Origin of the sequence: Streptomyces sp. DH37 (genome assembly GCF_029813835.1) — a bacterium.
Lineage (GTDB): Bacteria > Actinomycetota > Actinomycetes > Streptomycetales > Streptomycetaceae > Streptomyces.
The window spans coordinates 19037-42463 of sequence record NZ_JARVKV010000063.1; the positions used below are offsets into that span (position 1 = coordinate 19037).

A 23427-nucleotide genomic window follows, 5' to 3' on the forward strand; every position below is an offset into this window, starting at 1 on the left:
ATGACAGAGAAGACGAACGACGACAGCAAGCACGCGACGGAGGACACCCGCCGTCCGCTCCCGCTCGGCGAAGCGCTGCGCACGGCCCGGTCGGAGTTCACCGACCTCACGGGGCTGCGCGCCGAGAGCGTCTCCCGGTTCGAGCGGACCGGGGACGGCTGGGCACTGGAGGTGGAGGTCCTGGAACTCGAGCGGGTTCCGGACACGATGAGCCTGATGGCCTCGTACGAGGTGACCCTCGACGAGGACGGCCATCTCACCGGCTACCGCCGCGTCCGCCGCTACGAGCGCGGCCGGGCGGATCCTTCCCGCCGCGGCTGAGAGCTGCGACACCCGAGAGGAGTGGCTCCGTACATGACTACGGCAGTTCCCGCACAGCGGTCCACCGGAGGTGGAGGCGGCAGCAGCGGCCTCTACGACGTCCTGGAACTCATCCTGGACCGCGGACTGGTGATCGACGCGTTCGTCCGCGTCTCGCTGGTCGGCATCGAAATCCTGAAGATCGACGTACGCGTCGTGGTCGCGAGCGTCGACACGTATCTGCGATTCGCCGAGGCGTGCAACCGCCTCGACCTGGAGTCCGGGCCCAGGAAGTCGCCCGGACTGCCCGAGGTGCTGGAGAACGCCACCGAGAGCGGCGCCAGCAGCAAGACCAAGGGCGCCCTGGCCGGTGCCGCCGAGAGCATATCCGACGCCTTCCGCCAGGGACGCTCCGATGACGAGGAGCCGGAGTCCCGCAGGCGCCGCTCCTCCGCCCGTCGCAAGGAGGAGACGGAGTGAGCGTCTACGTCTACGGGATCGCGCGCTCGGACCACCCCGCGCTGCCCGAGAAGGCACCCGGGGTCGGCCAGCCGCCGCGCGAGGTCCGGATCGTCCGCGAGGGGGACCTCGCCGCGATCATCAGCGACTGCCCGGACGCCCTGCGCCCCAAGAGGCGCGATCTCCTGGCCCACCAGCAGGTGCTGACCGAGGTCGGCGCCAAGGGCCCGGTCCTGCCGCTGCGCTTCGGCAGCCTCTCCGAGGACGAGGGGACCGTGCGCGGGGTCCTCTCCGAGCACGCCGCGCACTACGCGCGGCAGTTGGAGGAGCTGGACGGCCGGTCCGAGTACAACGTGAAGGCCGTGCACCGCGAGGAGGAGGTGCTGCGCCTGGTGCTCTCGGAGGACACCGAGGCGCGGAGCCTGGCGGAGCGCAACCGGGCCGCCGGCGGCGGCTCGCACGAGGACAAGCTGCGGCTGGGCGAGCTGGTGGCCGGCGCCGTGCGCGAGCGCGAGGCGCTGGACGCCCGGCTGATCGAGGAGACGCTGGCCCCCCTGGCGGAGCGGTGCGTGCCGGGTCCGGAGGGCTCCGGCTGGCTGGCGAACCTCTCCTTCCTGCTCGGCCGCGAGGCGTCGGAGGAGTTCACCGCCGCCGTCGAGGAGCTGGGCCGCGGCAACCCCCACCTGGACATCCGCGCGACGGGCCCGCTGCCGCCGTACAGCTTCGTCGGCCGGCCGGACGAGGCCGGGCGGTCCGCCCGGGCCGTGTCCTCGCCCGCGGAGTGAGTGAGCCGGCGTGGGGCTGATCGGCGGGATCCTGAAGCTGCCCGCGGCGCCGTTCCACGGCGCCGGCTGGGTGCTGCGGCAGGTGGTGGCCGAGGCGGAGCGGCAGTACTACGACCCGTCGGCGATCCAGCGCGAACTCCACGCGCTGTCCGAGCAGTTGGACGAGGGCTTGATCGACGAGGAGGAGTTCGACCGCCGGGAGGACGAGCTGCTCGACCGGCTGGAAGCCGTGCAGGAGCAGAGACGGCGCGACCAAGGAGACTACTGAGATGACGAACCGGTCGGCACTGGCACTGGCCTTTGCCACGGGTTACGCGGTGGGCCGCAGCAGGATCAGACTGCCCCTCGGAGTGGGCGGGGCACTGCTGGTCAGGCGGCTCGGGCTGAAACCCGGCCAGCTCGGTGAACAGTTCAAGGAGAAGACCCCCCAGCTCGCCGAGGTCACCGGCCGGCTGCGGAACAACGTCAGGGAGGTCGGCAGGGCCGCCGGCGGCGTACTGCCCACCGAGCGCCTGGAGTCGCTGACCGGCGGCGTACGGGGACAGCTCGGCAGGGTGCCGTGGAAGAACGGCGGCGCCGACGGGGCGGACGAGCCGGAGGAGACGGACGGGACCGGCGGCAAGGGCGCCGCGGGATCCTCCGGTTCGGCCTCGCGGAAGAAGACGCAGAGTTCGGACGGCTCCGGCGGGAAGAGCACGGGCACCAGGGGCTCCCGGGCGTCCGGAAAGAGCGGGGGCACCGCCGCCCGGCGCGCCCCGGCGAAGAAGGCCGCGGCGCGGGGGGCCGCCAAGAAGACGGCCTCCGCACCCCGGAAGTCGGCCGGAACCGCCAAGAAGGCGGCGGGTACGGCGAAGAAGTCGGCCGGAAGCGGCGGGAAGACGACCGGCGCCGCCAAGCGCACGGGAGGCTCCGACCGTGGCTGACGGCACCGGTGGCCGGCTGAGGGCCGCCATCGGCGTCCCGGCCGTCGGCCGTCTCCAGGAGGCGGCCGGCGGCCGGGTCCCGGTGCGGGTCCGGCGCCTGCTGCGCGCCGCCGCCCGCGGGCTGGGCGAGGCCGGAGCCCGCGCCGGCGGCGCGCACCGGCCCGTGGCGGTCGGCGAGTCCGCCGACGTCGGCGTACCGGTGCGCGAGGCGTACGACCAGTGGCTGGAGTTCCTGGAGGCCGACGGCGACGGAGGACCGGGCCGCGCGAGGATCCTGTGGCCCGCGCGCGGCCGGAGGATCCGGGTCACCGACCGGATCCGGGACGACCTCGTCGCCTGGTCCGCGCGGGACGCCAGGGGCACGGCCCGGGGCGTGGCCACCTTCCACGGGCTGGCCGAGAACCTGACCCGGGTGCTGGTCGTCCTGGAGTACCGTCCCGGCGGCCTGCTGGAGAGGGCCGGGAACCTCTGGCACGTCCAGGCCCGCCGCACGCGCCTGGACCTCGCGGACTTCCAGCGTTCGGTGATCATGCGCGTCGAGGTCGACCACGGCGGCACGGACGCCGGCGGCCGGGAGGAGCCCGGGGACCCGGCCGGCGAGGACGAGTACGCGTACGAGGCGGACCGCGCGCGGTGACCGTACGGCCCGCCTCCCCCGGGCCTCAGCCCCTCCCCCCGGCCTCCCCGTCCGCCCGCCACGCCTCCGCCGCCCGGCCGAGGCGGTCCGCCAGCTCGCGGACGCGGTCGCCCAGCCCGGCGGGCTCGCGCACCTCGAAGTCGAAGCCCAGCATCAGGATGTGGACGGCCATCTCGTCCAGGGACCGGGCGCCGGTGCGCAGCACGCAGGTGTGCTCGTCGACCGGCTCCAGGACGCCGACCGTCGGCGCGATCCGCTCGGCGGCCCGGTCGGCCGGCACGTGCAGCAGCACGGTCGCGCGCTGGGAGTACGCCCCCGTGGAGACGCCCTCGGAGACATAGGCGGCCCAGTCCTCGGCGGGCGGCTCCCGGGGGGTGAAACGGGCTCCGTGCGGCGGGGTGAGGGTGAGGCGGTCGACGCGGAACGTGCGCCAGTCGGCGCGGCCGGCGTCCCAGCCCACCAGGTACCAGCGGTGGCTGCTGCACACCAGCCGGTACGGCTCGACGGTGCGGCACGAGTCGGAGCCGTCGTGGCCCCGGTAGGAGAAGCGCAGCCGGTACCGGTCGCGGCAGGCGTTCACCAGTTCGGTGATGGTGTCCACGTCGACGGCCGGACCGCGGCGGCCGCCGAGCGGGTCGGTGAAGGCGCTGAGGGCGCTCACCCGGCGGCGCAGCCGATGCGGCAGCACCTGCTCCAGCTTCGCCAGGGCGCGCGCCGAGGCCTCCCCCATCCCCTGCACCGCGTTGTCCGCGGCCGTGCGCAGCCCGACGGCGACGGCCACCGCCTCCTCGTCGTCCAGGAGCAGGGGCGGCAGCTCGGCGCCGGCGCCGAGCCGGTAGCCGCCTGCGGTTCCGGTGGTGGAGTGGACGGGGTAGCCCAGCGTCCGCAGCCGGTCGACGTCGCGGCGCACGGTCCGCGAGGTCACCCGCAGACGGTCGGCCAGTTCGGCGCCCGACCACTCGCGATGGGCCTGGAGCAGCGACAGCAGGCGCAGCAGTCGTGCCGATGTCTCCCTCATGCGGGCGAGTCTGCCACCCCCTGCGGACAGCCGCTGTCCTCGATCCGCGCGGGCGGCCGGTACCCGTGCCGCGCCCGCGGGGCCCGCGCCGGTACGGCGGGTCCCGCGGGCGGTCGCGCGGCCGGACCGGCGTCAGCCGCCGGACGGGTCGGCGCGCTCCAGCCGTACCGCCAGATCGTTGGCGCCGGTGTAGTACGGGCGGGCCGTCGGCGCCCCGTCCCCGCCCGGCGCCCCGTCCTTCCCGCCGGCCGCGACGGGGCGCGCCGGGTAGCGCAGGACCTTGTGCTTGTCGGCGATGTCGTCGAGGATGCGGGCGACGCGCACCGGTTCGGCGTCCTCGGCGGGGCGCAGCCACAGCTGCCAGTCGTCCGCCGCGCCGTCCTCCCGGAGCAGGTCGCCGTAGGCCAGCTTCGCCGTGAAGCCGTGCCCCTGGGCGGGCGTCCCGGTCGGGGTGACCTCGCCGGTGACGACCGGCGCCTCCCCGGTGTCCGGGGCCGCGGCTCGGCGGGGGCGGGCCTCCAGCCGCGCGGTGGGGGTCAGTTCGGCCCCGTACAGCCGCCCGTGGAGGGTCAGCCCGCCGTCCCGGGGCCAGAGGTCCCCCGCCTCGGCGTGCGGCCAGCGCAGCCAGGAGCGCACCGAGAGGTTGCCGTACTTGGTGGCGTACGGGATGCGCACGCCCAGCCAGGTCCGGTCGGTGCGCGGGACCCGGTCGACCAGCGAGCGCAGGTCGCCGCATCCGGGCAGCAGCCGCTGCGGCTCGCCCTCGCCGATCGCCAGATAGGCGTCCCAGCGCCCCTCGGCCAGCCGCACCGTGCTGGGCAGGACGGCGCGCAGCACGGAGTCGCCGGAGCCGTCCGCGCCGCCCGTCCCCTTCATGTCGTCCGTGCCGTCCGTGTCGTTCGTGCCGTCCGTGCCGTGGGAGAGCGGTTCCAGCGGCAGTCGCACCGACTCCTCCGGTTCGGAGTCGCGCAGGCGCAGCAGCAGGGCGGTGTCCCAGCGCTGCGCGGCGCCGGGCAGCGCGATGTCGAAGCTGAGGCCGCCCGCGCTGTCCGCCGTGCAGTCGGCTCGCGGCGCCGTCATCCCGGGGGTGTCGGGCGTACCGGCGGCTTTGCGGGTGGTCGCGGTCATGCGGTCCTTCCTCCTCTCAGGACGCCTCGGCGGGCGCGGACCAGGGCGTCCTTGGTGGCGTACGCCCCGCCGAGCAGGGCTCCTCGGGTGCGGTGCAGGGAGGAGCGCAGCCGACCGACCCCGGTCCGCCCGCCGCGGGCGACGAGTTCGGCGCAGAGCGTGGAGTACACCTCGCCGATCCGCGCGGGGTCGTAGCGGGCGGCGTCCGCGATCGCGGCGCGGCCCATCCGCTGCCGCAGCCCGTCGTCGTTGATCAGTTCCAGCAGGGCCGAGGCGATGGCGTCGACGTCGCCGGTGGGCACCAGCCGCCCGTCCACCCCGTCGGCGATGATCTCGCCCGGTCCGTGCGGGCAGGCGGTGGCCACCACCGGCAGGCCGCAGCGCATCGCCTCCACGATCGTCATGCCGAAGGACTCCAGGCTGGAGGTGACGGCGGCGACCGAGCCCTTGACCCACTCGGCCTCGATGGGGTGGGCCGGTCCCATCAGGAACGCGTGGTTGTAGAGGTCGAGTTCCTCCACCAGGGCCCGCAGCCGGGCCTCCTCGCGGCCGCCGCCGTAGAGCCTCAGCCGCCAGTCGGGCCGCTGCTCGACGACCTTGGCGAAGGCCCTCAGCAGGACGTCGTAGCGTTTGGCCGGGGCCAGCCGGCCGGCGGCGACCACCCACTTCGCGGTGCCGTCGGAGGGGCTCACCATCGGCGCCGGGACGCCGTTGGGCACCGCCTGCACCCGCACCCCGGGCAGGCGCATCATGCGCCGGTAGTCGCGCGCGTCGGCCTCGGTGACGGTGGTGAGGGCGTCCAGGCGCGGATAGGCGCCGCGCAGGGTCATCCGCAGGGCGCGCGAGTGGGTGGAGATCGTCAGGTGCTCCTGCCCCAGGCGCACCGGACCGGGCCGGGTGTGCAGGGCGAGCATGGTGTTGAGGCCGGGGCGGGTGCCGACGACGACGTCCGCGTCGGTGGTGGCCAGGTGCTCGGTGATCCGGCGGTCGGTGAGCGCGCTGTACTTGCGGTGGTTGCCGTCGGCGCGCGGGAACAGCTTGGACGGCCGGGCGTGCTCGGGGTCGTCCCCGTCGTAGTCCGGGCTGTGCCTGCGCATGTCCACCAGGTGGCGCAGGCGCACTCCCGGCCCGAGGTCGAAGACGGGACGGTCGCGGTGCCGGAAGACCGAGACGATCTCGACGTCGTGCTGCTCCGCGAGCGCGCACGCGAGGTTGTAGGTGGTCCGGATCGTTCCGCCGATGCCGTACCCGTGATGCAGAAGGAAAGAGATGTGCATCCGTCTCCATGTCCCACGGAAGCGCGCGGACAAGCCGTTCCCGGTGTCGCGGTTCCTGATGTCGCGTTCCACCGGGGAAGACTCCGGACGGCCGCCGGTGGTTGGGTCGTTTGACCACCTCGTACCCGAATGGTTCGCTCATCGTGAGCGTTCTCCGGGAACCCGGTGGCCCGGTCGGCCGTCCCGGCGGCGTCGGCGGCCCGGCCGGGGCCGGGCGGCTCGAACGCGCTTCCGCTGTTCTTCACCGGCGCGCGCGCCGTCCCGCCAGGTCCCTCGCCCGCTCCCCGCCCTGGCGGACGGCGGCGCGGAAGGGGCCGGACGGGGCGGCGGCGCCCCTGAGGATCAGTGCGTGGTCGTCGGGGACGGCCGCCGGCGGCGCCGGCCGCCGCGCGTCCCCTGTCGTGTGGGCCCTCTGGTCGGGGAACGCCTCCCCTGGCGGGAACGTACCCCGGTTCTCGCGGATCTCCCTCCCGGCCGCCTCCGTGTCCTCGGGCACGCCGGCGCGGTGGCCCCGGCGGCGTCGGACGGTACCGCGCCCGTCGCCGGTCCCGGACGGCCACGCGACCGCCGCTCCGCGGCGGCCGGCTCCGGTGGAGCGGCGCGGCGCGGGGCGGGGACGGAGGCGGCCCGGGAGCCGAGACGCGTGTGCGACACCACTCCACGCTAGGCCCGCACCGCCGCACCACCGGCGCAAACGCGCCAGGGCCGGAGGCGGTCCCCACCCGGTCGGCGGACCGCGCCCCGTGTTCCGCGCGCCCTCCCGCCGCCGTCGTCCCGCCACGCTCTCACGCTTCCTGGCGAGCGGTGGAACGGACCGGCGCGCGCCGCTCCCCACGCATCCGCCCGTGCGACCTGGCTCCCCCCGGCTCGTGACCACGGCCCCCGGTCCCCCGTTGTGCATGTGAACCAGAACCGAACGCCAGGAGTTCACCCGTGTCCCCCATGCTCGATGTCAGCGACGACGTCCGCGCCGAGATCGGCGAGGAGGAAGCCGCCCGGCTGATCGCCGGTGACAGCGCCCCCGGCAGCTACGACTGCACCTCGTGCCGCGCCCCCGGCGACCCCGAGCAGGAGCGCACCAGCACCGTGCTCTTCCTCGGCGGGGAGACGGCCGTGCTCGCCTTCGCCCACGCGAGCTGCATCCCCTCCCAGGTCGTCCCGGTCTCCGAGGAGCAGCTCAAGGACGCCGTGCGCACCATCACCGGCGACCGGCCCGGCGACGCCCCCGCGCCGGCCGGCGCCTCCCCGTCGTCCGTCCCCGCCGGCGCGCCCTCCGCCGGCGCCCGGCCCGCGCCCTCCTCCCGCCAGGCCGTCCTGGGCGTGACCTGCGGCCAGGTGCTCATCGACGACCAGCTCCACCCGGCCCTCGTCGTCGAGCCCACCGCGCCGATCGCCCGCCCCGGCTCCGACGGCCCCGGCGACGACTTCCTGCCGCTCCTCATCGAGCAGGGCTTCCTGCCGGTCCTCGACGTGGCCCGGGCCCCCCTCCCGGTCGCCGGCTGGTCCGTCCTGCTGGCCATGGGCCGGCTCCACGCCATCCTCCAGCCGGGCGCCGCCGGCGGGCAGCCGACCTCCTGGTGGCAGGCGCACCAGCCGCTGCCGGTCACCGACGACTGGCGGACGGCGGCCGGCCGGACGCGGACCGTCTACGTCTACGCCGCCCCGGTCGGCACCATCGGCCAGCAGCCGCGTGAGGACCTGCTGCGCGAGGCGCTGGAGAAGGCCGCCGCCGGCGGCGTCCTGGTGGCCGCCGCCATGCCGCTGGCGGGCACCTGAGGAATCCGTGATTCCGTTTCCCCCTGCCGGGCCCGCATCCGCCGGGCGGCGTGATCGTTGGCACTGACGTGCAGCCTTACGAACCTTCCCGCACCCACAACGCGCACCTCAATCGCGGCCAGATCCCGGGGATGCGCGTCCCCCACGAGCCCATGTCGGGCCACTTCTCGGCCACCCCGATCTACGACGCGCTGTACGCCGAGTACCGGCGCCTGTTCCGGGCCCTGCCCGGGGACCGGAGCGGTGAGGAGGAGCTGCGGTTCACGGGCTTCGGCACCGGGACGGCCCACTGGGACGGCGGGCGGCGGATCGGCGGCTTCCTCCCCGCCGTCCCCGCCGTCCTGCCCCCCGCCCCGCGGGACGGCCGCTCCTACGAGCGGTGAGGCCGTGCCCCGCGGCGGGACACGGCCTCACCGGCCACGACGGGCGACCGGGCCGGAGTCCTCCTCCGGCCCGGTCGCCCGCGGCCCGTCTCACCTCACTTCTTGCGCCCGCGCTTCTCGCGCACCCGCACCGAGATGTGGATGGGCGTCCCCTCGAAGTCGAACTCCTCGCGCAGCCGCCGCTCGACGAACCGGCGGTAGCCGGCCTCCAGGAAGCCGGAGGCGAAGAGGACGAAGCGCGGCGGGCGGGTGCCCGCCTGGGTGCCGAAGAGGATGCGGGGCTGCTTGCCGCCCCGGACCGGGTGGGGGTGGGCGGCGACCAGCTCGCCCAGGAAGGCGTTGAGGCGGCCGGTCGGCACCCGGGTCTCCCAGCCGGCCAACGCGGTCTCGATCGCCGGCACCAGCTTCTCCATGTGGCGTCCGGTGCGTGCCGAGACGTTCACCCGCGGCGCCCACTTCACCTGGCCGAGGTCGGTCTCGATCTCGCGCTCCAGGTAGTAGCGGCGCTCCTCGTCGAGGGTGTCCCACTTGTTGTACGCGATGACCAGCGCGCGTCCGGCGTCGACCGCCATCGTGAGGATGCGGGTGTCCTGCACGCTGATCGGCTCGCTGACGTCGATGAGGACGACCGCGACCTCGGCCTTCTCCAGGGCGGCGGCCGTGCGCAGCGAGGCGTAGTAGTCGGCGCCCTCGGTCAGGTGGACGCGGCGCCGGATGCCGGCGGTGTCGACGAACTTCCAGGTCTTGCCGCCGAGCTCGATCAGCTCGTCCACGGGGTCGCGGGTGGTGCCCGCCATCTCGTTGACGACCACCCGGTCCTCCCCCGCCAGCTTGTTGAGCAGGGAGGACTTGCCGACGTTCGGGCGACCGATCAGCGCCACCCGGCGCGGGCCGCCGACCCCGGCGCCGAAGGTCTGCGGCGGCGCCTCGGGCAGCACCTTCAGCACCTCGTCCAGCAGGTCGCCGGTGCCCCGGCCGTGCAGGGCGGAGACCGGATGGGGCTCGCCGAGGCCGAGCGACCACAGCATGGCGGCGTCGGCCTCGGCGGAGGGCCCGTCGACCTTGTTGGCGCACAGCACCACGGGCTTGCCCGCCTTGCGCAGCAGCCTCACCACGGCCTCGTCGGTGTCGGTCGCGCCGACGGTGGCGTCCACGACGAAGACCACCGCGTCGGCGGCCTCGATGGCGAACTCCGCCTGGGCCGCCACGGAGGCGTCGATGCCCAGGACGTCCTGCTCCCAGCCGCCGGTGTCGACCACCTTGAAGCGGCGGCCCGCCCACTCGGCCTCATAGGTGACCCGGTCCCGGGTGACGCCGGGGCGGTCCTCCACGACGGCCTCGCGGCGGCCGAGGATGCGGTTGACCAGGGTCGACTTGCCGACGTTCGGGCGGCCGACGACGGCCAGCACCGGCAGCGGGCCGTGCCCGGCCTCGCCGAGCGCGCCCTCGACGTCCTCGGCGTCGAACCCCTCCTGCGCGGCGAGCTCCATGAACTCCGCGTACTCGGCGTCGCCGAGCTCACCGTGCCCGTGCTCGTCGCCGACGTGGGTCTGCTCGTCCATGAGTCTCCTAGCGAGGGAACCACCGGATCCGACCGGTGGGGGAATCGCTTCCCTGGTTCGTGGTGCTTTCGGCCAGTCCCGCAAGGGATCGGACCGGGCCGGGCCGCGGCCTCCGGGCCGGGAGCCCCCTCCCCGCGGAGGGGGGCGGAGTCACGAAGCGCCGTCCCCGCTTCCGCGCCCCGCCCCGCGCGGAGCCCGCACGGGAGTGCCGGGCGGGAGTGCCGGGCGGAGCGCACCGCACCGCCGGGGCGTGGTGCGCAAAAGCCCATTATCTCCTAAGCGCGGCCGGTGCTGCGCCGGGCGTCGTCCAGGTGGGCCGTCAGCCGCTTCCGGATCAGCACCGTCGCCTCGTCCAGCGCCGCCCGTGTCCGTCTGCCGCTTCCGTCGCCCGCCTCGAAGGGCTCGCCGAACACGACGTCGACGCGGGCGCGCAACGGGGGCAGCGCGGGTATCGCCCGCCCCCGCGTCCCCGCCGTCCCCAGCACCGCGACGGGGACGACGGGCGCCCCCGACCGCAGCGCGAAGTAGGCCAGGCCCGAGCGGAGCGAGGCGAAGTCGCCCTCGCCCCGGGTGCCCTCCGGGAAGATCCCCAGCACGCCGCCGTTCCCCAGCACGGCCAGGGCCCGGGTGATGGCGTCGCGGTCGGCCCTCTCCCGGTCCACCCCTATCTGGCCGATGCCGGTCAGGAAGGGGTCGAGGGGGCCGGTGAACGCCTCCTTCTTGATCAGGAAGTGCACCGGCCGGGGGGCCGTCCCCATCAGCAGCGGGCCGTCCACGGCGTGCGTGTGGTTGACGGCGAGGATCAGCGGTCCGGCGGCCGGGACCCGCCAGGCGCCGAGCACCCTCGGCCGCCACAGCCCGTACATCAGGCCGATCCCGATGCGGCGCCCGACCGCGGCGCCCCGCGCGCTGGGCACGCCCGGAGCCCCGCCTCTGTCCTCCCTGCTCACCTGGCCTGCTGCTTCTCTTCGACCAGGGTGACGACGCACTCGATGACCTGCTCCAGGGTCAGCTCGGTGGTGTCCACCTCCACCGCGTCGTCCGCCTTGCGCAGCGGGGAGGTCTTGCGGCCGGCGTCGGCGGCGTCCCGCTTGAGCAGCGCCTCGCGGGTGGCGTCCAGGTCGACCGGCTGGTTGCCGCTGCTCTTCAGCTCGCCGCCGCGGCGGGCCGCGCGGGCCTCGGGCGAGGCGGTGAGGAAAATCTTCAGGTCGGCGTCGGGCAGGACGGTGGTGCCGATGTCCCGGCCCTCGACGACGATGCCGGTGGGGGCTCCCGCGGCGATGGCGCGCTGGAGTTCGGTGATCCGGCTCCGCACCTCGGGCACCGCGCTGACCGCGCTGACCGCCGCGGTGACCTCCTGGGTGCGGATCGGGCCGGAGGCGTCCGTGCCGTCCACGGTGATGGTCGGCTCGGCCGGGTCGGTGCCGGAGAGGATCTCGGGCCGGTCGGCGGCGGCCGCGACGGCCGCGGCGTCCCGGACGTCGACGCCGTGGGTCAGCATCCACCAGGTGATCGCGCGGTACTGCGCGCCGGTGTCCAGGTAGCTCAGGCCGAGCTTCGCCGCGACGGCCCTGGAGGTGCTCGACTTGCCCGTGCCGGAGGGGCCGTCGATGGCGACGATGACGGGGACCGGGGCGTCCGGGGACACGGAGGACGCCTGCCGGGAGGTTGCTGCCACGGTGTCGGGCACCTTTCTCGAACTGCTCGGAGCACGGGTCGGGACGCGGGCGCGGGGGCACCGGCGCGGGGGACGCCGGCACGGCCTCCCCGTCCGGCACCAGGCTACCGCCGGCCGGAACCCCCTACTGCTGCCGGATGGCCCAGCCCCTCTCGCGCAGCGCCGCCGTCACGACGGGGGCGGCGCTGGGCTCGACCATGAGCTGGACGTGGCCGGCCTGCTGGCCGGTGGCGTGCTCGATCCGGACGTCCTCGATGTTGACGCCGGCCCGCCCGGCGTCGGCGAAGATGCGGGCCAGCTCGCCCGGCCGGTCGCTGATGAGCACGGCCACGGTCTCGTACGCGGCCGGGGCCTGCCCGTGCTTGCCCGGGATCCGGGCGCGGCCGCTGTTGCCGCGGCGCAGCACGTCCTCGATGCCCGCCGCCCCGTCGGTGCGCTTGGCGTCGTCGGCGGACTGCAGGGCGCGCAGCGCCCGCACCGTCTCCTCCAGGTCGCCGGCCACGGCGGCCAGGACGTCGGCCACGGGGCCGGGGTTGGCGGAGAGGATGTCGATCCACATGCGCGGGTCGGAGGCGGCGATCCGCGTCACGTCGCGGATGCCCTGGCCGCACAGGCGCACGGCCGTCTCGTCGGCGCCCTCCAGCCGGGCCGCGACCAGGCTGGACAGCAGCTGCGGGGTGTGCGAGACCAGGGCGACGGCCCGGTCGTGGGCGTCGGCGTCCATCACCACCGGGACGGCGCGGCAGAGCGAGACCAGCTCCAGCGCGAGGTTGAGCACCTCGGTGTCGGTCTCCGGGGTGGGCGTGAGCACCCAGGGGCGCCCCTCGAAGAGGTCGGCGGTGGCGCCCAGCGGGCCGGAGATCTCGCGCCCGGACATCGGGTGCGTGCCCAGGTAGGTGGTCAGGTCACAGCCCAGCGCCTCGGCCTCCCGGCGCGGTCCGCCCTTGACGCTGCCGACGTCCAGGTAGCCCCGGGCCGCCTTCCGGCGCTGGGCCGCGGCGAGGACGGCGGGGATGTGCGCGGGCGGCACGGCCACGACGGCGAGGTCCACCGGCCCCTCGGGCGGCTGGTCGGTCCCCGCGCCCAGGGCGGCGGCGGTACGGGCCTGGTCGGCGTCGTGGTCCTCCAGGTGCACCCGCACCCCGCGCCCGGCGAGCGACAGTGCGATGGACGTGCCGATCAGTCCGGTGCCGATGACGAGGGCGGTCCTCACTGGGCGACGTCCTCGCGCAGGGCCGCGGCGGCGCCGAGGTGGACGTGGGAGATCCCGGCCTTCGCCGGCGCGGTCTCGACGTGGGCGGGGACGCGGACCACGCGCGGCATGGCGCCGGTGACGTCCATCTCCTGCGCGCAGATCAGCGGCACGTCCACGATGCCCGGCCTGCGGGCCGCGGCGGCGGGGAAGTCGCTGCGCAGGTCGGGGGTGGCGGCGAACCAGACGCTGGTCAGGTCCTCGGCCGTCAGCGCGTTGCGCTCCAGGATCGCGGTGAGCAGTTCCGAGACCCGCTCGTCCGTGTGCCCGGCCTCGTCCCTGTCCAACTGCACGGCGCCCCGCACCGCTCGTACCGTCACCTGCTCGCTCCCCTGCGTCCGCGGCTGTGCTGCTGTCCCGACCAGCGTAGGGGCGTGCCGCGGCTGCCGTGTCCACCGCCCGCCCTGCGAGACGGCCGCGCGTGCCACAATCGCGGCCGTGTTCCCCGCGTCCTCCGCGTCTCCCGCGTCCTCCGCGTTCCCCGCGTCCGGCGTGCCCTCCGCCCCTCCGGCTCCCGCGCCGGCCGTCGTTCCGCACGACCTGGTGCGCGACCACACCGTCTACGCCTGCGTGATGGGCTCGCGCGCCTTCGGGCTGGCGACCGAGGACAGCGACACCGACCGGCGCGGTGTGTACGTGGCCCCGACGGCGCTGTTCTGGCGCCTGGACAAGCCGCCGACGCACGTGGACGGCCCGCGCCCGGAGGAGTTCTCCTGGGAGCTGGAGCGCTTCTGCTCGCTGGGGCTGCGCGCCAATCCCGGCATCCTGGAGTGCCTGCACTCCCCCCTGGTCGAGCGCGTCGACGACACCGGCCGGGAGTTCCTCGCCCTGCGCGGCGCCTTCCTCTCCCGGCAGGCGCACGGCACCTTCACCGGGTACGCCGAGGGACAGCGCCGCAGGCTGCGGGCGCGTCTGCGGACGCACGGCGAGGTGCGCTAGAAGCAGGTGACGCACCTGGCGCGACTGCTGCTGTCCTGCCGCGACCTGCTGCGCACCGGCGAACTCGTCCTCGACGTGGGCGCCCACCGCGACCGCCTGCTGGCGGTCCGGCGCGGCGAGGTGCCCTGGCCCGAGGTCGAGTCCTGGCTCGCCCGCCTCCGCGAGGAGGCGGACGGGGCCGCGGCCCGCAGTCCGCTGCCCGCCGAGCCGGACCGCGCCCGGGTGGAGGACTTCCTGGTCCGCGTCCGCCGCGCCCGCGTCTGAGCCGCCTGCCCGGCGGCCGTACGGGCGCGTACGGCCGGGGGCGGCGCTGCCCGGCGAGGGCGGGGCGCGGGTCGGGGAGACCGGCGGCCGGGACGGCCATGCCGCCCGTCCCGGCGGGCGCCCGGCGGCCCCGGCCAGGGATGTCCGGGGCCGGGGCCGGAAGCCGGGCGGGGCTGAACGGCGTTGGGACTAGAGGTCGACCTCCCGCATCAACATGCCGACCTCGGTGTTGGTCAGACGGCGCAGCCAGCCGGACTTCTGGTCGCCGAGCGCGATGGGGCCGAAACGGGTGCGCACCAGCTTGTCGACCGGGAAGCCGGTCTCGGCGAGCATGCGGCGGACGATGTGCTTGCGGCCCTCGTGGAGGGTGACCTCGACGAGGTAGTTCTTGCCGGTGTTCTCCACGACCTTGAAGTGGTCGGCGCGGGCGTAGCCGTCCTCCAGCTTCACGCCGTCCTTGAGCCGCTTGCCCAGGTCGCGCGGGATGGGGCCCTGGATGGCGGCGAGGTAGGTCTTCTGGACGCCGTAGCGGGGGTGGGTGAGGCGGTGGGCCAGCTCGCCGTGGTTGGTGAGCAGGATCAGGCCCTCGGTCTCGGTGTCGAGACGGCCGACGTGGAAGAGCCGGGTCTCGCGGTTGGTGACGTAGTCGCCCAGGCACTGGCGGCCCTCCGGGTCCTCCATGGAGGAGACGACGCCGGCGGGCTTGTTGAGCGCGAAGAACAGGTACGACTGCGTGGCGATCGTCAGGCCGTCGACCTTGATCTCGTCCTTCTCCGGGTCCACGCGCAGGCCCTGCTCGGTGACGATCTCGCCGTTGACCTCCACGCGGCGCTGGTCGATCAGCTCCTCGCAGGCGCGGCGCGAGCCCATGCCGGCGCGGGCCAGGACCTTCTGCAGCCGCTCGCCCTCCGCCTCGCCGAAGGTCTTGGGGAGCTTGAGCGCCGGCTTGGCGTGCCGGGCGCGGTTGCGCTCCTCGATCTGCGCCTCGTACTCGCGGGGGCGGGACGGGGCCGAGCGCCCGCGGTCGCCGCTCCGGGCGCCGCCCTTGCCTCCGGCTCCGGGCCCCCCGGTCCTGGCTCCGGGCCTGCCCCCGGTCCCGGCCCCGGACTTGGCCCCGGTCCTGGGACCGCCCTGGGAGGCGCCCCTGGGCGCCTGTCCCTGTCCCTGCCCTTGTCCCTGCCCCTTGGGCCTGCCGGGCCTGTCGGGTCCGCCGCCGGTGCCGGCGTCGTACCGGCGCTCCTCGGGGCGGGGGCGTCCCGCGCGCTTCTGCCTGTCGTCGCGGCTGTTGCCCGCGCCCCGGTAGTTCCGGTTGCTGTTCCTGCCGCTGCTTCGCATCAAGGTTTCCGTCTAACTGTCTCTACGTCTGGGAATCGCCGCTGTCGTCCACGTCGAACGACGGCACACCCTCCTGGCTCTCCGCCTCGACCGCGTCCGCCTCCGGGAGGAAGGGCGCCAGCTCCGGAAGCTCGTCCAGACCGCGCAGGCCCATCCGCTCCAGGAAGTAGTTCGTCGTCCTGTACAGGATCGCACCTGTTTCGGGTTCCGTGCCCGCCTCCTCGACCAGACCGCGCTGGAGGAGGGTGCGCATGACCCCGTCGCAGTTCACGCCGCGCACCGCCGAGACCCGCGAGCGGCTGACCGGTTGACGGTACGCGACCACGGCCAGGGTCTCCAGCGCGGCCTGGGTGAGCCGGGCCTGCTGGCCGTCCAGGACGAAGCCCTCGACGGCGTCGGCGTACGCGGGGCGGGTGTAGAACCGCCAGCCGCCCGCGACCAGCCGCAGGTCGAAGCCGCGGCCCTGCCGGGTGTACTCGTCGGACAGCTCGCGCAGCGCCACGGCGACCGCGCGGCGGGGCCGCTGGAGGACCCTGGACAGGTGCTCCTCGGTGGCCGGCTCGTCGACGACCATCAGCACCGCCTCCAGGGCGGGCTTGAGGTCCAGCTCGGCGACGGCGGAGGCACCGGTCGGCGGGCGGGGCTCCTTCCCCGGCGTCCCCGGCACCCCTGACACCCCCGGTTCGCCCGTGTCCGTGCCCGTGCCCGTGCCCGTGTTCATCTGCGGCCGTCCTTCCCGTCGCCGTCGCCGTCGCCCCCGTCTGTGCCGTCGCCCGCGTCGAACTCGTCGGTGACCAGCGGTCGCGTCTCCTCCCCGCCGCTCCAGCGCACGGTGAGGGTGCCCAGGGCCTCCTCCTGGTCGAGGACGACCACGCGCTCCCGGTACAGCTCCAGCAGCGCCAGGAAGCGGGCGACGACGGTGAGGGTGTCGCCCGCGTCCTCGGTGAGCGCCGCGAAGCTCGCCTCGCCCAGCTCCCGCAGCCGGGCCACCACGATCTCCGCCTGTTCGCGCACGCTGACCAGGGGGGCGTGGATGTGGTCGACGTACACCTGCGGTTCCGGTCTGGGCTGCATCGCCTTGACCGCGAGCCGGGCGAAGCCCTCGGGGCCGATGCTGATGACCACCTCGGGCAGCAGTTCGGCGTGGTGCGGTTCCAGTCCCACCGTACGGGGGTGGCGGCGGGACTCGGCGGCCAGGCGCTCGCCGAAGACCGCGGCGACCTGCTTGTAGGCGCGGTACTGCAGCAGCCGGGCAAAGAGCAGGTCGCGCGCCTCGAGCAGGGCGAGGTCGGCCTCGTCCTCGACCTCGGCGGCGGGCAGCAGCCGCGCGGCCTTCAGGTCGAGCAGGGTGGCGGCGACGACCAGGAACTCGGTGGCCTGGTCCAGGTCCCAGTCGGGGCCCATGGCCCGGATGTGGGCCGTGAACTCGTCGGTGACCTTCGACAGCGCCACCTCCGTGACGTCCAGCTTGTGCTTGGAGATGAGCTGGAGGAGCAGGTCGAAGGGGCCCTCGAAGTTGTCCAGGACGACCTTGAAGCGGCCGTCGTCCGGCTCGGCCCCGCCCTCGGCGGGGCCGCCGCCGGGATCACCGCCGGAATCGCCACCGGGATCGCCACCGGAATCACCGCCGGGTTCCGCGGGCTCCGGGACGCGCCCGGCCTCGGGAGGGCTCTCCGGCCGCTGTTCCGGCGCCGCTACGGGCTCCCCCGTTGCCGGCTCGGGCACGGGCCCGGGACCGGCCGGTCCGGCCGTGTCCGGCTCCCCCGCCGGTCCGCGCTCGGGCACGGGCTCCGGTGACGGTGGCGGTGGCGGCGGGGCGGCGGGGGCGGCCGGTGCCGCCCCCGGCCCCCGGCCCAGTGGGCGGCGGGAGCGCCGGGGGTTCGGCACGGGGTCGTCGGCGGTCGGCATCGCGGGGCAGGCTACCGCCCCGCGGATCAGCGCCCGCGCAGGCGGCGTACCAGGATGCTCGCGTCGCCGCGCGACTCCAGGTCGGCGAGGACCACGGCGACCGCCTCGCGGACGATCCGGCCGCGGTCCACGGCCAGGCCGTGCTCGCCGCGGAGCACCAGCCGGGCGTGTTCGAGGTCCATCAGCTCCTCGGCGGAGACGTAGACCGTGATCTTCTCGTCGTGGCGCTCGCGTCCGCTGGGGCGCCGGGCCGCGGGCCTGCCGCGCCGGGGCGCCGCCGCACCCACCGCCGTACGGCCCCGGGCCTGGCCCCGGGCGCCGCCCGCGGCGGGCTGGGCCGGAGGCTGGGCCGTGCCCCGGCGGCCCTCGGCCGCGTCGCGGCCGTCGCCGCGCCCGGCGTTCTGGCCGGGCACCGGGGCCTGGCGGGGGCCGCGGCCGCTGTGGCCGCCGGCGTCCGGGGCGTCGGCGGTGTCCGCCGCGCGCTCCGGGCCGTCGCCGTCGCCCGCCGGGGCGTGTTCGCCCGCGGTGCCCTGCCCGCCCGCCGGAGCGGGGAGCCGGGAGGCGGCGGAGGAGTCGCCGCCGGTGTGCTGGTGGGGGGTCGACGGCTGGACCGGGGACCCCCCGGTGGAACGGAACAGTTCGTCGGCTGCCGGGAGACTCACTCGGCGTGGCACCGGGCGAGCACCTCCCTGGCGAGCTGGCGGTAGGCGGCGGCGCCGACGGAGTTGGAGGCGTACGTGGTGATCGGCTCGCCGGCGACCGTGGTCTCCGGGAAGCGGACCGTGCGCCCGATGACGGTGTGGTACACGTTGTCGTCGAACGCCTCGACCACGCGCGCGAGCACCTCCCTGCTGTGCACGGTGCGCGAGTCGTACATCGTCGCCAGGATGCCGTCGAGCTCCAGCTCCGGGTTGAGCCGCTCCTGGACCTTCTCGATCGTCTCGGTCAGCAGCGCCACACCGCGCAGCGCGAAGAACTCGCACTCCAGCGGCACGATCACCTTGTGCGCGGCGGTCAGCGCGTTGACGGTGAGCAGACCGAGGGACGGCTGGCAGTCGATGACGATGAAGTCGTAGTCGGGCAGCAGCGGCGCCAGGGCGCGCTGGAGCGTCGACTCGCGGGCGACCTCGCTGACGAGCTGCACCTCGGCCGCGGACAGGTCGATGTTGCTGGGCAGCAGGTCCATGCCCGCCACCGCCGTCTTCAGCAGCACCTCGTCCGCCGACATGCCCCGCTCCATGAGCAGGTTGTAGACGGTCAGGTCCAGCTCCATCGGGTTGACGCCGAGGCCGACGGAGAGGGCGCCCTGGGGGTCGAAGTCCACCAGCAGCACCCGGCGGCCGTACTCGGCGAGCGCGGCGCCCAGGTTGATGGTCGAGGTGGTCTTGCCGACCCCGCCCTTCTGGTTGCACATCGCGATGATCTTCGCCGGGCCGTGCTCGGTGACCGGGCCGGGGATCGGGAAGTACGGCAGCGGACGGCCCGTGGGGCCGATGCGCTCGCGGCGCTGCCGCGCGGCGTCGGGCGCGAGGGTGGCCGCGTACTCGGGGTCGGGTTCGTACTCCGCGTCGGGGTCGTAGAAGTGCCCCTCGGGGAGTTCTTCGTACCGGGGTTCCGCGTGGTCGGCCGGCCGGCCGGTCTCGCCGCCCCGGTGGTCGGCGGCCATGGCGTTCGCTTGGTGGCCGTCCATGCTCTGATGGGCTGTCATGCTCGCCTGGTTCTGGTGGGCTGCGAAAGTCTGGACAGCGACGGAGCCGACGGCCTTGAGTCCCGAGGGGCCGTGGCCCCGCGAAGGCATTCCTGGTTGACCACCCCGGGGAGTAAATGTCGACTCATTCACAAGTCGTCCTACCTCCTTGGTGACCAGGAAACTTCTAGACAGGTCAGCGTGGCACCATGCCGATGATTGGCGACTCTATGGCGTGTCGGCGGTCCGCAGCAACACAATCCGCCGTAGACGGCCGGATGTGTCGGCGACCATGTACCCGTCTGTCAAGGGCGTAACAGCCGCGCGGGCAGGGTCGCACAGAGGCGCGAAAGGGGCAAAGGGCGACGATCGCGGCGAGTTGACGGCGCGTCGGCCGCGTCGAGCCGGGTCGGCCCGGGGCCGGCGGGCGTACGGGAGAGGCAGCCGGCCGGAACCCGGGGGCGCCCGGGTTCCGGCCGGTGATGCGGCGGTGACGGCGTTGACGGGTGACGTTGACGTACGCCGTTGACCGTCACCGGCGCTCCGTATGACGACTTGTCTACCGGATCGTCAGCCGAGCAGCGTGCCCGGCTCGCGCGCCGGAAGCCCGTGCGCCTCGGCGACCGGACCGTAGGTGATCTCGCCGTCGTGGACGTTGAGCCCCTTGGCGAGCGCGGGGTCGCGGCGCAGGGCGTCGCGCCAGCCGCGGTTGGCCAGCTCGACGATGTAGGGCAGCGTGGCGTTGGTGAGCGCGTAGGTGGAGGTGCTCGGCACCGCGCCGGGCATGTTGGCCACGCAGTAGAAGACCGAGTCGTGGACGGTGAAGGTCGGCTCCGCGTGCGTGGTGGGGCGCGAGTCCTCGAAGCAGCCGCCCTGGTCGATCGCGATGTCGACAAGGACACTGCCCGGCTTCATCCGCGACACCAGCTCGTTGGTGACCAGCTTCGGCGCCTTGGCGCCCGGGATCAGCACGGCGCCGACGACCAGGTCGGCGTCGAGGACGGCCCTCTCCAGCTCGTACGCGTTGGAGGTGATCGTCCGCACCCGGGTGCCGAAGATCCGGTCGGCCTCGCGCAGCTTGCGCACGTCCTTGTCGAGCAGGGTGACGTGGAAGCCCATGCCGATCGCGATCTGGGTGGCGTTCCAGCCGGAGACGCCGCCGCCGATGACCACGGCCCGGCTCGGCGCGACGCCCGGCACGCCGCCGGGCAGCACGCCGCGGCCGCCGGCCGAGCGCATCAGGTGGTACGCGCCGACCTGCGGGGCGATCCGGCCGGCGACCTCCGACATCGGCGCCAGCAGCGGCAGCGCGCGGTCGGCGGTCTCCACCGTCTCGTAGGCGATGGCCGTGGTGCCCGAGCGCAGCAGGGCCTCGGTGCACTCGCGGGAGGCGGCCAGGTGGAGGTAGGTGAAGAGCGTCTGGTCCTTGCGCAGCCGGTGGTACTCCTCGGCGACCGGCTCCTTGACCTTCAGCAGCAGGTCGGCGGTGGCCCACACCTCGTCGGCGGTGTCCAGGATGACGGCGCCGGCGTCGGTGTACTCCCGGTCGGGGATGGAGGAGCCCAGACCTGCGCTCCGCTCCACGTGGACCTGGTGCCCGTTGCGTACGAGCTCGTGCACACCGGCCGGGGTGATGGCCACGCGGAACTCGTTGTTCTTGACTTCGCGGGGGATGCCGACCTTCACGTCGATCACGGTCCTTGTCTCATGGGGGTGTCATGGGTTGCGGAGTGGACCGGGGCACACTCCGCCGCACCAGCACATGGGGGTAGATGTCGGATGCGAGGGAGCAGCCGCAGCTCGGCCAGTTTAATGAAGGGTTTCGCCCTGTCCAGCCTTGCAAAGGGTCAATTTTTACGAGGATCGCTGTCTATTTCGCAGGCAGGCCTGCCGCGGTCGGCAGCGCCCGGCACCTCTTCCAGCATCCACCGCGCCGCCGTACGGCGCGAGCGGGCTCCCAACTCGCCCTCCAGCGGCCCGCGCACGTCCCGCGGGCCCCCTCCCGGCCGCTCCTCCCGGCCCGTACCGGGACGCGCCCAGCGCAGGGCCCGGCGGCGGGTGCGCAGCGCCTCCTCGGCACGGCCCGCGTACTCCTGGACCCTGGCGACCTCCTCCAGCGCCCGCGCGTACGCCTCGCCGTCCCGCAGTCTCCGGCAGGCCGCGGCGGCGGCCCGCCACGCGCGCAGGGCCTCCTCCCAGCGCCCCTCGCTCAGGTGCCCGGCGCCGATCAGCCCGTTGAGCCGGGCCTCGTCCGCCAGCCCGCCGCGGGTCTGGCTCAGCGCCAGCGCCCGGCCGTACCAGTCGCCGGCCCGCTGCCGGTCGCCCAGGCGCGCGTAGGTGTCGCCGAGGGACTCCAGCGCCCGCGCCGCCGTCCCGACGCTCCGGCCGCCGCCGCGTGCGCCGTCGGCGCGGGCGGCCTCCAGGGCGGTGCGGTAGCGCGCCAGCGCCCGGTGCGGGCGGCCCGCGCGGGCGTCCAGGTCGCCGAGGTCGAGCAGGAGCGCGGCGTGCTCGCCGTGCAGGCCCCGCCGCTCGGTGACGGTCAGCAGCAGCTCGTGGAGCCGGTAGAGCTCGGGGGCGGCGGCCTCGGGGCCGAGGTGCGCGGTCAGCGCCCCGGCCAGGGCGGCGGCCAGCCGCCGGGCGAGGGTGTCCAGCTCCCCGTCCGCCACGGCCGCGCGGGCGGCGGCCCGCAGGGCCGGCAGCCGGGAGCCGAGCCAGGCGGCAGCGGCGGCGCGGGTCTCGAAGCGCAGGGCGCGCGGCAGCTCGGCCGCCGCCCTGCGCGCCGGTGAGCCGGGCGGTTCGGCCGCGGCCCGGCAGGACCGCAGCAGCCGCACCGACCGCTCCAGCGCCCTGGCCCGCGCCAGCCGTGCCTCGGCGGGGCGCTCCCACCGCGCCAGTACGGCCGCGAGCACGGGGGCGAGGCAGCCCGGGACGGCGTACAGCCCGGGGGTGGCGGTGGCGCGCAGCAGACCGAGCCGGCCGAGGCCCTCCAGCACGGCGGCGGCCTCGCCCACCGGGCACCCGGCCAGCGCCGCGGCGGTGTGGGCGTCGGCGAGGCCGGCCGGGGCGAGGGCCAGCAGGCGCAGGAGGCGGGCGGCGGGGGGCGGCAGGGAGCCGTGGACCAGGTGGAAGGCGCGGACCAGCGGCCGGGTGACCTCGGCGGGACGCGTACGGGGCCCGGGGACGGCGGCGGGGAAGCCCCCGGGCACCCGCCCCGACGCGTCGTCGGGGACTCCGGCGTCGTCCGCCGCGCCGCCGGGCAGGTCGTCGGGGAGTTCGCCGAACCGCCGGGCCGCCTCGGCGACGGACGCCGTGGGGTGGGCCGCCAGCCAGCCGCCGACCAGGACGAGCGCGGCGGGCCGGCCGCCGCACGCCTCGGCCAGTGACTCGGCGGCGCGCGGGTCGACGGTGACGCGGGGGGTGTCCCCGGCCCACCGGTCCAGCAGGGTGACGGCCGAGGCGGTGTCGAGCCCGCCGAGCGTGCAGGGCAGCACGTCCGGGACGCCGGTCAGCGGTCCCCGGGAGACGGCCAGGACGAGGCAGTCCCGGCTGTCGGGGAGCAGCTCGTGGAGCTGCTCGGGACCGGCCACCTCGTCCAGGAGCAGCAGGACGCGGCGGCCGGCCAGGGCGGCGCGCAGCGCCTGCGCGAGCTCCCCGTCCCCCGCCCCGGCGGGAGGGGCGGGAACGGAGCCGCCGGCCGCGCCGAGCAGGTCCCGGACGGTGCGCTCGGTGGGGACGGGGGCGCCGTCCGGATCGGTGAGCCGGGCGCGCAGGACCCCGTCGGGGTAGCCGGCGGCCACCCGCCGCGCGAACTCCTCCGCCAGCGCGGTGCGGCCGGAGCCGGGGCGGCCCGCGACGAGCAGGACGCGGCAGCGGGCGGCGGGGCGGCCGGAGAGGGTGGCGAGCCCGGCGCGCTCGATGTCGGCGCACAGCTGGGCCAGCTCGCGCCGCCGCCCGACGAAACCGCCCGCTGCCGCGCCCCCGTCCACGGCTCCGGCGGACGGGGCCGGTCCGCCGGAGTGCACCGCCTGATCCGTCACGGCTGGAAGGGTAGTTCACACCGGACGGTCCGCACCGGGGCCTGAACGCGCTCCGGGCGCCGGGCCGGCCGTCCGGCGC

Annotated in this window: 24 protein-coding genes and 1 pseudogene; 9 read left to right on the plus strand and 16 right to left on the minus strand. The window is 75.4% G+C overall.

The annotated features are described in order from the left end of the window. The 6 genes from QC029_RS24670 to QC029_RS24695 are packed head-to-tail and all read left to right on the plus strand — an operon-like array spanning nucleotide 1 to nucleotide 3104. On the plus strand, nucleotides 1-321 hold the full coding sequence (locus tag QC029_RS24670) for a gas vesicle protein (protein ID WP_279557979.1): 321 nt from the start codon (nucleotides 1-3) through the stop codon (nucleotides 319-321). A 33-nt stretch (nucleotides 322-354) separates the two neighbouring features. Beyond that, nucleotides 355-780 carry a gas vesicle structural protein GvpA gene (locus tag QC029_RS24675; protein ID WP_279557980.1) on the plus strand — a complete coding sequence of 142 codons (426 nt, stop codon included), beginning with the start codon at nucleotides 355-357 and terminating at the stop codon, nucleotides 778-780. Then, nucleotides 777-1544 carry a GvpL/GvpF family gas vesicle protein gene (locus QC029_RS24680; protein WP_279557981.1) on the plus strand — a complete coding sequence of 256 codons (768 nt, stop codon included), beginning with the start codon at nucleotides 777-779 and terminating at the stop codon, nucleotides 1542-1544. The genes QC029_RS24675 and QC029_RS24680 overlap by 4 nt, the downstream gene beginning before the upstream one ends. Nucleotides 1545-1554: 10 nt before the next feature. Continuing rightward, the gene (locus QC029_RS24685) at nucleotides 1555-1812 is read left to right on the plus strand and encodes a gas vesicle protein GvpG (protein ID WP_279557982.1); all 258 of its coding nucleotides are present in this window, start codon (nucleotides 1555-1557) and stop codon (nucleotides 1810-1812) included. A 1-nt stretch (nucleotide 1813) separates the two neighbouring features. Beyond that, nucleotides 1814-2467 (plus strand): hypothetical protein, encoded by a 654-nt coding sequence (locus QC029_RS24690; RefSeq protein WP_279557983.1) that lies wholly within the window; start codon nucleotides 1814-1816, stop codon nucleotides 2465-2467. Continuing rightward, a complete protein-coding gene (locus tag QC029_RS24695; RefSeq protein ID WP_279557984.1) occupies nucleotides 2460-3104 on the plus strand; it encodes a hypothetical protein in 645 nt (214 codons plus the stop codon). The genes QC029_RS24690 and QC029_RS24695 overlap by 8 nt, the downstream gene beginning before the upstream one ends. Nucleotides 3105-3129: 25 nt before the next feature. Here QC029_RS24695 and QC029_RS24700 read toward each other — a convergent pair whose 3' ends face one another. From QC029_RS24700 to QC029_RS24715, 4 genes are all read right to left on the minus strand, one after another. Next, nucleotides 3130-4122 (minus strand): YafY family protein, encoded by a 993-nt coding sequence (locus QC029_RS24700; RefSeq protein WP_279557985.1) that lies wholly within the window; start codon nucleotides 4120-4122, stop codon nucleotides 3130-3132. A gap of 132 nt (nucleotides 4123-4254) precedes the next feature. Then, nucleotides 4255-5250 (minus strand): hypothetical protein, encoded by a 996-nt coding sequence (locus QC029_RS24705; RefSeq protein ID WP_279557986.1) that lies wholly within the window; start codon nucleotides 5248-5250, stop codon nucleotides 4255-4257. After that, a complete protein-coding gene (locus tag QC029_RS24710) occupies nucleotides 5247-6527 on the minus strand; it encodes a glycosyltransferase family 4 protein (protein WP_279557987.1) in 1281 nt (426 codons plus the stop codon). The genes QC029_RS24705 and QC029_RS24710 overlap by 4 nt, the downstream gene beginning before the upstream one ends. A gap of 241 nt (nucleotides 6528-6768) precedes the next feature. After that, on the minus strand, nucleotides 6769-7023 hold the full coding sequence (locus QC029_RS24715) for a hypothetical protein (RefSeq protein ID WP_279557988.1): 255 nt from the start codon (nucleotides 7021-7023) through the stop codon (nucleotides 6769-6771). Nucleotides 7024-7469: 446 nt separating this feature from the next. Here QC029_RS24715 and QC029_RS24720 point away from each other — a divergent pair, with 446 nt between their 5' ends. Then, entirely contained in the window at nucleotides 7470-8303 is an 834-nt protein-coding gene (locus QC029_RS24720) for a hypothetical protein (protein WP_279558002.1), read from the plus strand. A gap of 68 nt (nucleotides 8304-8371) precedes the next feature. Next, nucleotides 8372-8686 carry a hypothetical protein gene (locus QC029_RS24725; RefSeq protein WP_279557989.1) on the plus strand — a complete coding sequence of 105 codons (315 nt, stop codon included), beginning with the start codon at nucleotides 8372-8374 and terminating at the stop codon, nucleotides 8684-8686. A gap of 95 nt (nucleotides 8687-8781) precedes the next feature. On the opposite strand, the gene der is transcribed toward QC029_RS24725, so the two are convergent. From der to aroH, 5 genes are all read right to left on the minus strand, one after another. Then, nucleotides 8782-10248 (minus strand): ribosome biogenesis GTPase Der, encoded by a 1467-nt coding sequence (gene der, locus QC029_RS24730; protein WP_279557990.1) that lies wholly within the window; start codon nucleotides 10246-10248, stop codon nucleotides 8782-8784. A gap of 275 nt (nucleotides 10249-10523) precedes the next feature. Further along, nucleotides 10524-11114 carry a 1-acyl-sn-glycerol-3-phosphate acyltransferase gene (locus tag QC029_RS24735; RefSeq protein WP_279558003.1) on the minus strand — a complete coding sequence of 197 codons (591 nt, stop codon included), beginning with the start codon at nucleotides 11112-11114 and terminating at the stop codon, nucleotides 10524-10526. Between the two features lie 80 nt (nucleotides 11115-11194). Further along, nucleotides 11195-11926: a (d)CMP kinase gene (gene cmk / locus QC029_RS24740; RefSeq protein ID WP_279557991.1), complete on the minus strand. Its 732-nt coding sequence runs from the start codon at nucleotides 11924-11926 to the stop codon at nucleotides 11195-11197. A 124-nt stretch (nucleotides 11927-12050) separates the two neighbouring features. Next, nucleotides 12051-13139, minus strand: a complete 1089-nt coding sequence (locus tag QC029_RS24745) for a prephenate dehydrogenase (RefSeq protein ID WP_279557992.1) — start codon at nucleotides 13137-13139, stop codon at nucleotides 12051-12053. Beyond that, on the minus strand, nucleotides 13136-13498 hold the full coding sequence (gene aroH / locus QC029_RS24750) for a chorismate mutase (RefSeq protein WP_279557993.1): 363 nt from the start codon (nucleotides 13496-13498) through the stop codon (nucleotides 13136-13138). Before aroH ends, QC029_RS24745 begins: the two co-directional genes overlap by 4 nt. A gap of 172 nt (nucleotides 13499-13670) precedes the next feature. Between aroH and QC029_RS24755 the strand changes: the two are divergent. Next, a pseudogene (locus QC029_RS24755) lies at nucleotides 13671-14381 on the plus strand (nucleotidyltransferase domain-containing protein). A gap of 189 nt (nucleotides 14382-14570) precedes the next feature. On the opposite strand, the gene QC029_RS24760 reads toward QC029_RS24755, so the two are convergent. The 7 genes from QC029_RS24760 to QC029_RS24790 all read right to left on the minus strand — a co-directional run bounded on the left by QC029_RS24760 (nucleotide 14571) and on the right by QC029_RS24790 (nucleotide 23348). Beyond that, nucleotides 14571-15716 carry a pseudouridine synthase gene (locus QC029_RS24760; RefSeq protein ID WP_279557994.1) on the minus strand — a complete coding sequence of 382 codons (1146 nt, stop codon included), beginning with the start codon at nucleotides 15714-15716 and terminating at the stop codon, nucleotides 14571-14573. A gap of 22 nt (nucleotides 15717-15738) precedes the next feature. Beyond that, nucleotides 15739-16437, minus strand: a complete 699-nt coding sequence (scpB, locus tag QC029_RS24765; protein WP_279557995.1) for an SMC-Scp complex subunit ScpB — start codon at nucleotides 16435-16437, stop codon at nucleotides 15739-15741. Continuing rightward, on the minus strand, nucleotides 16434-17624 hold the full coding sequence (locus QC029_RS24770) for a segregation/condensation protein A (protein ID WP_279557996.1): 1191 nt from the start codon (nucleotides 17622-17624) through the stop codon (nucleotides 16434-16436). Before QC029_RS24770 ends, scpB begins: the two co-directional genes overlap by 4 nt. A 26-nt stretch (nucleotides 17625-17650) precedes the next feature. Continuing rightward, nucleotides 17651-18286, minus strand: a complete 636-nt coding sequence (locus QC029_RS24775; protein ID WP_279557997.1) for a hypothetical protein — start codon at nucleotides 18284-18286, stop codon at nucleotides 17651-17653. Next, on the minus strand, nucleotides 18283-19422 hold the full coding sequence (locus QC029_RS24780; RefSeq protein WP_279557998.1) for a ParA family protein: 1140 nt from the start codon (nucleotides 19420-19422) through the stop codon (nucleotides 18283-18285). Before QC029_RS24780 ends, QC029_RS24775 begins: the two co-directional genes overlap by 4 nt. 459 nt (nucleotides 19423-19881) lie before the next feature. Next, the gene (gene ald, locus QC029_RS24785; RefSeq protein ID WP_279558004.1) at nucleotides 19882-20997 is read right to left on the minus strand and encodes an alanine dehydrogenase; all 1116 of its coding nucleotides are present in this window, start codon (nucleotides 20995-20997) and stop codon (nucleotides 19882-19884) included. A gap of 161 nt (nucleotides 20998-21158) precedes the next feature. After that, nucleotides 21159-23348: an NB-ARC domain-containing protein gene (locus QC029_RS24790; RefSeq protein ID WP_279557999.1), complete on the minus strand. Its 2190-nt coding sequence runs from the start codon at nucleotides 23346-23348 to the stop codon at nucleotides 21159-21161. Between the last annotated feature and the right edge of the window lie 79 nt (nucleotides 23349-23427).

Bases quoted from the DNA above. Each gene is read 5' to 3' on its own strand.
- QC029_RS24670 (WP_279557979.1), top strand. From the start codon at position 1: ATGACAGAGAAGACGAACGACGACAGCAAGCACGCGACGGAGGACACC.
- QC029_RS24675 (WP_279557980.1), top strand. From the start codon at position 355: ATGACTACGGCAGTTCCCGCACAGCGGTCCACCGGAGGTGGAGGCGGC.
- QC029_RS24690 (WP_279557983.1), top strand. From the start codon at position 1,814: ATGACGAACCGGTCGGCACTGGCACTGGCCTTTGCCACGGGTTACGCG.
- QC029_RS24700 (WP_279557985.1), bottom strand. From the start codon at position 4,122: ATGAGGGAGACATCGGCACGACTGCTGCGCCTGCTGTCGCTGCTCCAG.
- QC029_RS24705 (WP_279557986.1), bottom strand. From the start codon at position 5,250: ATGACCGCGACCACCCGCAAAGCCGCCGGTACGCCCGACACCCCCGGG.
- QC029_RS24710 (WP_279557987.1), bottom strand. From the start codon at position 6,527: ATGCACATCTCTTTCCTTCTGCATCACGGGTACGGCATCGGCGGAACG.
- QC029_RS24720 (WP_279558002.1), top strand. From the start codon at position 7,470: ATGCTCGATGTCAGCGACGACGTCCGCGCCGAGATCGGCGAGGAGGAA.
- der (WP_279557990.1), bottom strand. From the start codon at position 10,248: ATGGACGAGCAGACCCACGTCGGCGACGAGCACGGGCACGGTGAGCTC.
- QC029_RS24735 (WP_279558003.1), bottom strand. From the start codon at position 11,114: ATGTACGGGCTGTGGCGGCCGAGGGTGCTCGGCGCCTGGCGGGTCCCG.
- QC029_RS24760 (WP_279557994.1), bottom strand. From the start codon at position 15,716: ATGCGAAGCAGCGGCAGGAACAGCAACCGGAACTACCGGGGCGCGGGC.
- scpB (WP_279557995.1), bottom strand. From the start codon at position 16,437: ATGAACACGGGCACGGGCACGGGCACGGACACGGGCGAACCGGGGGTG.
- QC029_RS24770 (WP_279557996.1), bottom strand. From the start codon at position 17,624: ATGCCGACCGCCGACGACCCCGTGCCGAACCCCCGGCGCTCCCGCCGC.
- QC029_RS24780 (WP_279557998.1), bottom strand. From the start codon at position 19,422: ATGCCTTCGCGGGGCCACGGCCCCTCGGGACTCAAGGCCGTCGGCTCC.